This window comes from Flintibacter faecis, assembly GCF_014287875.1.
GTDB classification, from domain to species: domain Bacteria; phylum Bacillota; class Clostridia; order Oscillospirales; family Oscillospiraceae; genus Lawsonibacter; species Lawsonibacter faecis_A.
In genome coordinates this window covers 1-10,663 of the sequence record NZ_JACOPN010000017.1, presented here as the reverse complement: position 1 = coordinate 10,663, position 10,663 = coordinate 1, and the positions used below count along the sequence as shown (strand labels likewise).

The following is a 10,663-nucleotide window of genomic DNA, read 5'->3' as shown; positions in this document are numbered from 1 at the left end:
CCATTTGGAAAGCTGACAATTATCCAGGGCAATCCCGGCGAGGGCAAGACCTACTTTGCCATGCGCCTTGCGGCGGCTTGCACCAATCGAAAGCCTTTGCCCGGTATGGAGACACTTGAGCCTTTCAATATCATCTATCAAACTGCCGAGGACGGTCTGGGCGATACCGTCAAGCCCCGACTGATAGAAGCGGACGCAGACCTTGAACGAGTGCTTGTCATTGATGACAGGGACGCACCTCTGACCCTTGCCGATGAGCGCATAGCAAGGGCAATCCGTGAGAACAACGCAAGGCTTGTTATCATTGACCCGGTACAGGCGTTTCTGGGCGCAGATGTGGACATGAACCGGGCAAATGAAGTCCGTCCCATCTTCCGCAGTCTGGGAGACATTGCACAGGCTACTGGGTGCGCTATCGTGCTGATCGGACACCTGAACAAAGCCGCAGGAACGCAAAGCACCTACCGGGGATTGGGGTCTATCGACATTACGGCGGCAGTCCGCAGTCTGCTGTTTATTGGCAAGCTGAAGGACATTCCGACAACGAGGGTGCTTATCCATGAGAAAAGCTCCCTTGCGCCGCCCGGACAGTCCCTTGCCTTTTCTCTGGGAGATGAGAAAGGTTTTGAGTGGATAGGGGCTTATGACATTACCGCTGACGAGCTTCTTGACGGGACAGACACAGCCAAGACGGAAAGCAAGACCGCACAGGCGCAAATGCTTATTCTGGAACTGCTTGCGGACGGAAATCGTATGCCGAGTGCAGAGCTGGAAAAGGCAGTCAATGAGCGTGGGATTTCCTCACGCACCATGAGAACGGCAAAAAGCCGTATCGGAGACAGACTTGTGACCGAGAAAGACGGCACAGTATGGGTTTGCTATCTCCGAGACTGACAACAGGAACACGGCAAGCGTGGCAAAGACGGCAAGGTTTTTATAGATACCTTAATGTTGCCGCCTTGCCTTGTTCCCTCATACCGACACCGCCCGATGATGAACAGTCACCGGGCATTTTTCATTTACAGGAGGATTTTGAATGAACAATACCGCAACCAACACCGCCACTTGCCCGACTGTCAGAAAGCAGATTGGCAAGACCACCTATATCGTCCGTGTCCATTTCAGCGAGACCGCCAAGGAGACGATGGAGGACAAAATCAAGCGTATGCTCCGTGAAGAAGTCCGCAAAATGTGACTTCTTTTTGAATTTGATGAAAAAGTCCTTGACTTTTCGTCTCTGGCAAGACGGCAAAAAGCATTTTAATTTCCTGCGGTGCGCGGCTGGCTCCCTTTGACATCCCGCAGCTTCGTGAAGTCATGGCCTATGACGAATTGGAGCTTGACCGCATCGGAGATCGGAAAACGGCGGTATTCTTCATTATTTCCGATACCACGCAGACCTACAACTTTTTAGTGGCGCTTGCTTTTTCGCAGATGTTCAACCTCCTGTGTGAACGGGCGGACAATGTTCACGGTGGCCGCCTGCCGCACCATGTACGAGTGCTGTGGGACGAGGCAGCCAACACGGGACAGGTGCCCCAGCTCGAAAAGCTGGTCGCGGTTATCCGCTCCCGCGAGGTGAGTCTTTGCCTGCTGTATCAACAGTTGGCACAGTGCAAGGCCATTTACGATAAACACGCCGAGACAATCCTCGGCAACATGGATAGCGTGGTGTTCCTCGGTGGCCGCGAAGCCAGCACCATCAAGGAAATATCCGAGAACTGGCTGGGAAAAGCCACAATCAGTATGCAGACTGACAGCCGCTCCCGTGGTCAGTCGGAAAGCTACAGTCAAAATACCCAGCGGCTGGGCCGGGAACTGATGACCCCAGCCGAACTTGCAACCATGCCGGGAGACAAATGTATTTTGCAGCTTCGGGGCCTGCCCCCGTTCTTCTCTCCCAAGTATGATCTGAAACGGCATCCGAACTACCGTTATACAGCGGAGGCCGATAAACAGAAAAACGCTTTTGACCTCGACAGGCTCATTAACCGCCGCAGGCGGCCCGGTCTGAACGAGGCGTGTACGATGTATGAGGTGACTGTGCCGGACGATGCGCTCACGGAAGAGGACGAGGACATCCTCAACTATGATGACATCGACGATCCAGACGCCTTTGCATAAACGCTTCGAGACAAAGTGTCCCGAAGTTTGTAACCTGCCGCCTGCAAGGGCGGCTTTTTTGTTACCGGGAAAATCCCGGAGAAATGGAGGCTTATATGGCATTTTTCTCATCTGCAATCGACACTTTACAGACCCTCGTTATTGCTCTCGGTGCTGGCCTTGGCGTGTGGGGCGTGGTTAATCTGCTGGAGGGCTACGGCTCGGATAACCCGGGCTCCAAGAGTCAGGGTATGAAACAGTTCATGGCTAATTAAAGGGAACAAAAAGAAAGGAAAAACCAATCCAGACGGTATCAGCGGCAGGCTACAAGAATAAATTGTGATTTCACAAGATTGGTGCTATAATAAGAGAAAAGTTCCTGCCGGGGCAGCCGCCCCGGTGGTATGGATAGAAAGGCAGGAAAACAATATGCACATCAGCTATAAACCACTCTGGCATACACTGTTAGAGCGTGATATGAGAAAAGAAGATTTAAGGCTTGCCGCCGGTATGACAACGAATATGATTGCCAACATGAGCAAAGAGGGAAAGCACATCAGCATGGACACATTAGCCCGTATCTGCGAAACGCTGAATTGTGAGATTGCCGATGTGATTGAGTTAGTACCAGACGAGCCTGCTTCCACAGGAGGTAAGGAACATGAGCGAATTGAAACCAAGAATAACAGAAAACGGAATTGATTATATCCTTGTCGGAGATTACTACATCCCAGATTTGAAACTGCCAGAAGAACACCGCCCTATCGGAAAGTACGGACGGATGCACCGGGAATATTTAAGGGAAGTCCACCCAGCTAGATTGAATACATTGATACTGACCGGAGAATTGTGGACATATCTTGCAGACCTGAACGAACAGGCACAGGAACGGTTAGACACTATCATGGAGCAGATGAAAGCCACCGAGGGCGTGACAGAGGAATTGAAGCGAACTCAACAAATGGAATGGGTGCAGCGTTGTAATAACATTCACAACCGGGCAGAAGAAATTGTTTTGCATGATATAATTTATTCATACGGGAGTAATTAAATCGGAGGTATATAAGATGATTGAAATTGTATTTGGTGAAAGTGCCTGTGGAAGTTTGAAAATTGCCCAAACTTACGGTAAGGGAAAGTATAGAGGAAGTGCAGTTTCGGTCTTTATGAGGCACGAAGATGGGAGTGTTCCATCTTCAGATGAAATGAAAGAAGCACAAATTCAAGCACAGGAACAAGAACATATTGCTTGGGAGAATGCTATTCCATTGGGAGGCAAGAGCAGTGATGTTTATTGTTTTGATATGGCTCTTAGTGTGGGAGATATTTCTGATAATGGAATTGGCGAACAGCGGAAAAATGTTCTCAAGAAAATGCTGTCTGTCTGGTTTGTAGAGGATTTAGACTATCAGGTTGAAGAAAAAATACAGAAAATTAAAACTACATTGTCTTCGGTTATTGAACGATATGTAGCTGGGGAAGAAGTTCGTATTTGGTATAGCTATAATCCGGATGAACTTTGCGGTATGTACTGGCTTATGAAACAACTTCGACCATTAAACTGTCAGACAACAATTTATTTGGTTAAGTTACCTGCCTGGGAATATGGAAAAGAAAATACTATGACATCCAAAATAGCATGGGGTGAGGTTTCTCCTGGCGAATGGGGAAAATATATAACTCTACAAGAAAAAGCTAAGCCTGTATTTCTTTCAGCTTGTGCTATGAAATGGAATCAACTTCAAAATGAAAATGCACCTTTGCGTGCAATGCTAAATGGTAAATTGCAAAGTGTTTCAGAAGATATATATGATAGTTTCATTCTTCGTGAAATTGCGGAACAGCCAGAGCAATTCAAAATGGCTATTGTTATAGGTAATGTTTTAGGAAAATATCAACTTGGAATTAGTGATGTATGGATTTCTAATCGCATTGATAAAATGCTTGAAGATGGTGTGTTGGAAATTATACAGGACGCACCAAAGGGAGAAACAAATTATCGCCGGATATTAAGAAAACGAATGAAATAATAACCACAGCAAAAACCGCTGCTACATGGAAACCAACAAACCATGTAACAGCGGTTTTTCTTTACCGTTTTTTCCTTTGGCTGATAGGTGTGCCCATTTTCTTTGACTTTTTGAGAATCCGAATGAGCCAGCGAAATTCTTCATCTGACAGATTTTTATAGTTGATACCAAGCTGCTTGCAGTAAAGGACAACGAGCTTTTCATCCCGGCTGCCCTTAAAGTTTTCGACCGCTTCCAGATTTTCTTTCAGTTCATCGGCAACGGTGGTCTGGGGCGCACTCTCACTGTCTTTTTTATGGGCTTCCCGAATATCCCGGATAATGAGGTTGAGGTCATCCAGCACCATGTGGCTGAAATATTCATCATCGCTGATATGGGCGGCTTGCAGCACTTTCAAATGCGGGTCATCTTCGCCGGGGCGATACCGTTCAATGATTTCATGCCGGACGGTATCGACAAGGGCGTTGAGGTTCTGAATCTGCATGGTGGCAATCCCATCCACATAAATCTCAATGTCCGCAAGAAACTTGATAAAGTCCTTATGGGTGGCAAGTTCGCAGAGCAGACGGTTGTTAATCCGACCGCTTTTCAGAAGTGCTACCATCTCATCACTCAAATGCAGCTCCCTTAATGGCGTGTTGATCTCCGCCCGGTTCTCTGTCCGGCAAAAGAGATAATCGAGGGACACCCCATAAAAATCTGCCAGCAGGATAAGGTTACCATGATTGATTTCCTTATAGTCATCTTTTTCATAACTGCCAAGAGCCGATTTTGAAATACCCGTTTGCTCTGCCAGTTCTTCCAGTTTTAATCCTTTGTTTAATCGTAAATCTTTTAGCCGTTCCTGTATTGTAGTAGCTCCGTTCATTGAAGCAGTTCCTCCTTCTGACGACATTTATAACCGTTGAATTGATTATACCATATCAATTCCGCAATCGTGGAAATTTCTGATTTTTCCCCGAATTCCTACTTTGTGGACATACGGCACAGGGCACAAAAATGTTCTATGATACAGGTAGTTCATCGATGGATTATTCCAATCGAATGACCAGCCTGTGTGGGATATGCTTCCCCGGCGATGTAGTGCCATGACTTTTGGCAGGGATGTGGAGGAACCCTTACCAAAACGAGCATACCAAAGGGAGCGATACGCCGCTGTGAGATTCAGGGGAGGAACGACACCGGGGAGAACTGGCGAACTGACACCGAAATGATACCGAAACACGACAATCTGATAGGGGGACAGTCTACCCTATCGCTGATACTTCGGGAGATTTTAAGCGGCTCTATGGCTGTAATTTTGCCGAAAATCGCCCCGAAACCATACACGAAAACGGGAGGAAGCGCAATATGCCGAGAATGAGCAAAAAGAGGAAGCATGAGCTTTCCTTTTACCTCAATGACCGGGGGCGTGTCACTTACAACGAATTATGCCGGAAATGCCAGCATGGGTGCAGGCAGAGCTTCCGGGCGGTTGTGATTCACTGCCCCCGTTATTTATCCAAACGAGCAAAGAAAAAGGAGGAACACACCGAATGAATTTTGAATTTATGACGATAGACACACCATTGCCGCCCTGTATGGCTTTTCCAAGAGCGTTGACAGGGTTTCCAGTCAGCAGCACCGCAAAGGTCATGTACTGCCGGATGTTGGACGCTATGCTCTCCAATGGGCAGGAGGACGAGAACGGAATCCTGTTTGTCTGCTTTCCTGTCACAGCCATTGCCGCAGTCCTGTCCCGCAGTCCCATGACGGTCAAGCGTTCTCTGAATGAATTGGAAACTGTCGGACTTATCATGCGGGTGCGTCAGGGCGTGGGAGAACCAAACCGGATTTATGTGCTGATACCGGGAAAGGAGGACGCTGCCCTTGCCTGATACCTCAAAGCTGGAAAAGCTCAACCGGGAGCTGGAGAAAAACGAAAAGAAACTGCGGAAAGCTATCAATGATGAAAAGGCATTGCAGCATCAGTTGAAGCAGCTTACCAGAAAGGAACGGACGCACCGGCTCTGTACTCGTGGCGGTATGCTGGAAAGTTTTCTGCAAGAGCCGGAACGCCTGACAGATGATGATATCATGCTGTTGTTGAAACTCATTTTTCACAGACAGGACACGCAGGAACTATTGAAAAAACTGCTGGAACGGAAGAAGCCGGAAACTCCTTAGTTTACTAAGGGCGCAATTATACACCACCCAGAGGTTGGTGCATTGCGTTCTCCGAAGGCTCCTCGCCGGAGGGCTGTGATTTTCCGCAGTCATGGTCTGCTCCAAATCATACAGGGGACGCTACGCTTCCCCTGCGCTGGCTGCCGCCAGCTACCCTTTTGTGGACTTGCCATCTGGGGACACCTTGCGTTGCAAGCTGTTCCCAGCCGACAAGTTTCATAAAATATGCTATCTTTTCGATAGCCAATGAAGTATAATGAAGATGACAACAAATCGGTAGTTGACAAGGAGTTTTGATAGCGTGAAAAAAATATTTCTTAAAATTGTGATAGGGGTTGTTCTTGCTTGTATTTTATTTGTTTGTTTTCTTTATACGAACAATGAGATCGGCGTGACTTCATCTAAGCTGGAGGCAGATATTCGTTCGTCGCAGAAGATTAAGGATGATTGGACGGTCGATGGAAGCGTTTCCAGCACGATGGCTGCATATATTTCTTACCCTCAGGATTTGAGTGACCATTCTTTTTCCGTCTATGTCAACCGTCCTGGTCTTTCCTTTGGATACTTTTTCCGTGGGGGTGGAAACCTTTCGGGGGTTCAAAGAGGAATTGCCGAGTACACCGTAGAAGGATATAATGAGCGAGCATTTATTTCTATGAATCAGCAACAGGTAACACAGCTTGAAATAGATGACGGCAACACAATTCAAGTGCTTGACATTGACAGCAATAAACCTTTTGCGATTGTTTTGCCTATAAGTGCGGGAACCATTACATTCTATGATGTGAATGGCAATACTGTGGAATACTGGAACAATTCTCTTTGACAACTTCCAGTTTGTCAGCTTCACATCGGGTCAACTTGCCCCGAACTTTTACAATTAAATACCCGCCGCCCACATAGCGGCACACCGAGCAGGAAATCTGAAAAAGGTCTCCTGCTTTTTTTCTGCCCAAAATGAGATGGTAAAACGCCACCCCGTCCACCAATTAGCGAAAGGAGGGACACGAAATGCCCTGTCCACACAACGAAATCACGATTGTTCAGCGCAGCCAGCGGCAGTCTGCGGTTGCCGCCGCTGCTTACCAGAGTGGCGAAAAGCTGTTCTGTGAATACGACCAGCAAGTGAAGCACTACCCGGAAAAGCGTGGTATCGTCCACAATGAGATTCTGCTCCCACCTAATGCCCCACAGGAATATGCAGACCGCAATACTTTGTGGAACGCCGCCGAAGCGGTGGAAAAACAATGGAACTCCCAGCTTGCAAGGCGGTGGGTGCTTACCATCCCCAGAGAGATACCGCCCGACCAGTATGCTGTCCTTGTCCGGGAGTTTTGCCAGAAGCAGTTTGTTTCCAAAGGCATGATTGCTGACTTTGCCATCCATGACCCCCATCCGCCGGGACACAATCCCCACGCCCATGTCATGCTCACTATGAGGGCAATGGACGAACATGGAAAATGGCTTCCCAAGAGCCGCAAGGTTTATGACCTTGACGAAAACGGGGAACGGATAAAACTTCCGTCCGGCAGATGGAAAAGCCACAAGGAGGATACGGTGGATTGGAACGACCAGAAGTATTGCGAAATCTGGCGGCATGAATGGGAGGTCATCCAGAACCGCTATCTGGAAGCCAATGACCGCCCGGAGCGTGTGGACTTGCGTTCCTATGCCAGACAGGGGCTTGATATTGTCCCCACTGTCCATGAGGGGGCTGCTGTCCGGCAGATGGAAAAGCGTGGTATCCAGACGAATATCGGAAACCTGAACCGGGAAATCAGAGCCGCCAACAATCTGATGAAGTCCATCCGGCAGCTTATCCAAAACCTCAAAGGCTGGATTACCGAGCTGGGCGAAAAACGGAAAGAGCTACTTGAACAAAAAGCGGCGGAGGAAGCAACGCTTCTCCCCAACCTGCTGATGAAATATATGGAGATACGAAAGGAAGAACGAAAAAGCTGGACGAGGGCTGGACAGAACCGGGGAACTTCACAGGACTTAAAGGCAGTCAGCGAAGCCCTGTCTTATCTTCAGCAAAAGGGACTTTCCACTGTGGAGGACTTAGAAGCGTTTCTGGAAGCGTCCGGGAAATCAGCCGCCGATTACCGCAATCAGATGAAGCCAAAGGAAGCCCGAAGCAAAGTGATTGACGGGATTCTTGCCAGCCGGACAGACTGCAAGGAATGTAAGCCTGTCTATGAGAAGTACCAGAAGATATTTTTTAAGAAAACAAAGGAGAAATTCAAACAGGAACACCCGGAGGTTGCCCGGTATGCGAAAGCCGCCGCCTACCTTGCCAAGCACCCGGACGATAAGGACAGCACCCAAAAGAAGCTGCAAGAGGAGCAGGAAACGCTTCTGGAAGAAATTGCAGCCCTGAAAATACCGTTGACCGAGGTACAGGAGGATTTGAAGAAGCTGCGGGACATCCGCTACTGGGTACGGAAAGCCACCCCCGGCACAGAGGAAAGCAAAGAGCCGCCCAAGAAGCAGCCCATCAAAGAAGTCTTGCAGGATAAGACTGACGAGAAAAAAGCACAAAGAACCACCCCGGCACAGGAGAAACACAGACAACAGGATATGGAACTTTAACAGGCACTTGCCATTTTCAATCAGAGAATGTCAGGTGCTTTTCTTATTTTCAAGGAGGGATAGATTTGAATGTATTTGAAGCTGTGAAGCAGTCCGTCACAACAAGACAGGCTGCGGAGCATTATGGAATCCATGTAGGTCGCAACGGGATGGCTTGCTGCCCGTTCCATCACGATAAAACCCCAAGCATGAAGCTGGATCGGCGTTACCACTGCTTCGGCTGCGGTGCAGATGGGGATGTGATTGATTTTACCGCCGCCCTGTATGGGCTGGGAAAGAAAGAAGCTGCTATACAACTGGCACAGGACTTCGGGCTTTCCTATGAGGACTGGAAACCGCCGGGAAAGGCGAAAAAACCCAAGCCCCGGCAGAAATCCCCGGAGGAACAGTTTCAAGAAGCAAAGAGCCGCTGCTTCCGTATTCTTGCCGATTATCTCCACCTACTCCGGGAATGGAGAAAAGATTATGCCCCACACTCCCCGGAGGAAGCCTTTCATCCCCGGTTTGTGGAAGCCTTACAAAAGCAAGCCCATGTGGAATATCTGCTGGATGTGCTGCTGTTCGGGGAAACCGAGGAAAAAGCGGCTTTGATTACGGACTACGGAAAGGATGTGATACAGCTTGAACAGCGAATGGCAGAGCTTGCAGCCGCAGACGCAGCAAGAACTAAAAAACACCATAAACGCCATGCAGCCGCCCCAGAGCATTGAGGAAATCAAGGCGGGGCTGGAAACTACCGAGAAAGGCGGTGTCCGTCAGAGCATACGAAACTGCTTGACTGTATTCCAGCGTGACCCGCTGCTTTCCGGGGCTATCGCCTACAACATCCTGACCGACCGCAAAGACATCATAAAGCCCATCGGTTTCCACAGGGAAAGCACCGCCTTAAACGATACGGACATGAAGTATCTGCTTCTCTATCTGGAAGAAACCTACGGGCTTACCAATGAGAAAAAGATTGATAACGCCATCGGGATTGTGGCGAATGAAAACAAGTACCACCCCATCCGGGATTATTTAAGTTCCCTTGTGTGGGACGGGACAGAGCGAATCCGCTTCTGCCTGCGGCACTTTCTGGGGGCTGACGCAGACGATTACACCTATGAAGCGTTGAAGCTGTTCCTGCTGGGCGCAATCTCACGAGCCTTTCAGCCGGGATGCAAATTTGAAATCATGCTCTGTCTGGTAGGCGGTCAGGGGGCTGGCAAGTCCACCTTCTTCCGTCTGCTGGCAGTCCGGGACGAGTGGTTCTCCGATGATTTGCGGAAGTTGGACGATGACAATGTGTACCGCAAGCTGCAAGGTCACTGGATTATCGAAATGTCGGAAATGATGGCAACCGCCAACGCCAAGAGCATCGAAGAAATCAAGTCGTTTTTAAGCCGGCAGAAAGAGGTTTACAAGATACCCTATGAAACCCACCCGGCAGACCGCCCACGTCAGTGCGTGTTTGGCGGCACTTCCAATGCCCTTGACTTCCTGCCCCTTGACCGTTCCGGCAATCGCCGCTTTATCCCCGTCATGGTGTACCCGGAGCAAGCCGAGGTTCACATTTTGGAGGATGAAGCTGCTTCCAGAGCCTATATCGAGCAGATGTGGGCAGAAGCGATGGAGATTTACCGAAGCGGCAGGTTCAAGCTGGCTTTCAGCCCCGCCATGCAGCGGTATCTCAAAGAACACCAGCGGGATTTTATGCCGGAGGACACCAAAGCCGGGATGATACAGGCGTATCTTGATAAGTACACCGGGAGCATGGTCTGCTCCAAGCAGCT

Annotated in this window: 13 protein-coding genes and 2 pseudogenes; 14 read left to right on the top strand and 1 reads right to left on the bottom strand. The window is 49.0% G+C overall.

From position 1 onward, the window contains the following. The 7 genes and pseudogenes from H8S55_RS13605 to H8S55_RS13575 all read left to right on the top strand — a co-directional run. The coding region (locus H8S55_RS13605; RefSeq protein ID WP_186879340.1) for an AAA family ATPase at nucleotides 1-894 on the top strand (894 nt) is incomplete at its 5' end. A 142-nt stretch (nucleotides 895-1,036) separates the two neighbouring features. After that, entirely contained in the window at nucleotides 1,037-1,195 is a 159-nt protein-coding gene (locus tag H8S55_RS13600; RefSeq protein WP_002596227.1) for a transposon-encoded TnpW family protein, read from the top strand. A gap of 41 nt (nucleotides 1,196-1,236) precedes the next feature. Beyond that, nucleotides 1,237-2,124 (top strand): annotated as a pseudogene (locus H8S55_RS13595) (VirD4-like conjugal transfer protein, CD1115 family); the annotation flags it as partial. A gap of 95 nt (nucleotides 2,125-2,219) precedes the next feature. Further along, nucleotides 2,220-2,372: pseudogene (locus H8S55_RS13590) on the top strand (Maff2 family mobile element protein); the annotation flags it as partial. Nucleotides 2,373-2,442: 70 nt separating this feature from the next. After that, nucleotides 2,443-2,805, top strand: a complete 363-nt coding sequence (locus H8S55_RS13585) for a helix-turn-helix domain-containing protein (protein ID WP_436233161.1) — start codon at nucleotides 2,443-2,445, stop codon at nucleotides 2,803-2,805. Beyond that, nucleotides 2,765-3,154 (top strand): TnpV protein, encoded by a 390-nt coding sequence (locus H8S55_RS13580; protein WP_066548966.1) that lies wholly within the window; start codon nucleotides 2,765-2,767, stop codon nucleotides 3,152-3,154. Before H8S55_RS13585 ends, H8S55_RS13580 begins: the two co-directional genes overlap by 41 nt. A gap of 16 nt (nucleotides 3,155-3,170) precedes the next feature. After that, nucleotides 3,171-4,133, top strand: a complete 963-nt coding sequence (locus H8S55_RS13575; RefSeq protein WP_014078537.1) for a DUF3658 domain-containing protein — start codon at nucleotides 3,171-3,173, stop codon at nucleotides 4,131-4,133. Nucleotides 4,134-4,194: 61 nt separating this feature from the next. On the opposite strand, the gene H8S55_RS13570 is transcribed toward H8S55_RS13575, so the two are convergent. Beyond that, nucleotides 4,195-5,001, bottom strand: coding sequence for a helix-turn-helix transcriptional regulator (locus tag H8S55_RS13570; protein ID WP_006060470.1), 807 nt, complete (start codon nucleotides 4,999-5,001; stop codon nucleotides 4,195-4,197). Between the two features lie 482 nt (nucleotides 5,002-5,483). Here H8S55_RS13570 and H8S55_RS13565 point away from each other — a divergent pair, with 482 nt between their 5' ends. The 7 genes from H8S55_RS13565 to H8S55_RS13535 form a co-directional block, all read left to right on the top strand. Continuing rightward, the gene (locus H8S55_RS13565; RefSeq protein WP_002594810.1) at nucleotides 5,484-5,672 is read left to right on the top strand and encodes a hypothetical protein; all 189 of its coding nucleotides are present in this window, start codon (nucleotides 5,484-5,486) and stop codon (nucleotides 5,670-5,672) included. Beyond that, nucleotides 5,669-6,010 (top strand): replication initiator protein A, encoded by a 342-nt coding sequence (locus H8S55_RS13560; protein WP_118651881.1) that lies wholly within the window; start codon nucleotides 5,669-5,671, stop codon nucleotides 6,008-6,010. The genes H8S55_RS13565 and H8S55_RS13560 overlap by 4 nt, the downstream gene beginning before the upstream one ends. After that, entirely contained in the window at nucleotides 6,003-6,299 is a 297-nt protein-coding gene (locus H8S55_RS13555; RefSeq protein ID WP_186879339.1) for a DUF3847 domain-containing protein, read from the top strand. Before H8S55_RS13560 ends, H8S55_RS13555 begins: the two co-directional genes overlap by 8 nt. 301 nt (nucleotides 6,300-6,600) lie before the next feature. Further along, a complete protein-coding gene (locus tag H8S55_RS13550; protein ID WP_002569224.1) occupies nucleotides 6,601-7,125 on the top strand; it encodes a hypothetical protein in 525 nt (174 codons plus the stop codon). Between the two features lie 185 nt (nucleotides 7,126-7,310). After that, entirely contained in the window at nucleotides 7,311-8,891 is a 1,581-nt protein-coding gene (gene mobQ / locus H8S55_RS13545) for a MobQ family relaxase (RefSeq protein ID WP_186879338.1), read from the top strand. A 65-nt stretch (nucleotides 8,892-8,956) separates the two neighbouring features. After that, nucleotides 8,957-9,601, top strand: a complete 645-nt coding sequence (locus H8S55_RS13540) for a CHC2 zinc finger domain-containing protein (RefSeq protein WP_186879337.1) — start codon at nucleotides 8,957-8,959, stop codon at nucleotides 9,599-9,601. After that, nucleotides 9,579-10,663: virulence-associated E family protein (locus tag H8S55_RS13535; protein ID WP_186879336.1), on the top strand; the 1,085-nt coding region annotated here is incomplete at its 3' end. The genes H8S55_RS13540 and H8S55_RS13535, both read left to right, overlap by 23 nt.

What these genes read in the sequence shown, in the direction of transcription:
- mobQ (WP_186879338.1), top strand. Translation starts at nt 7,311, where the DNA reads ATGCCCTGTCCACACAACGAAATCACGATTGTTCAGCGCAGCCAGCGG.
- H8S55_RS13600 (WP_002596227.1), top strand. Translation starts at nt 1,037, where the DNA reads ATGAACAATACCGCAACCAACACCGCCACTTGCCCGACTGTCAGAAAG.
- H8S55_RS13560 (WP_118651881.1), top strand. Translation starts at nt 5,669, where the DNA reads ATGAATTTTGAATTTATGACGATAGACACACCATTGCCGCCCTGTATG.
- H8S55_RS13575 (WP_014078537.1), top strand. Translation starts at nt 3,171, where the DNA reads ATGATTGAAATTGTATTTGGTGAAAGTGCCTGTGGAAGTTTGAAAATT.
- H8S55_RS13565 (WP_002594810.1), top strand. Translation starts at nt 5,484, where the DNA reads ATGCCGAGAATGAGCAAAAAGAGGAAGCATGAGCTTTCCTTTTACCTC.
- H8S55_RS13570 (WP_006060470.1), bottom strand. Translation starts at nt 5,001, where the DNA reads ATGAACGGAGCTACTACAATACAGGAACGGCTAAAAGATTTACGATTA.
- H8S55_RS13580 (WP_066548966.1), top strand. Translation starts at nt 2,765, where the DNA reads ATGAGCGAATTGAAACCAAGAATAACAGAAAACGGAATTGATTATATC.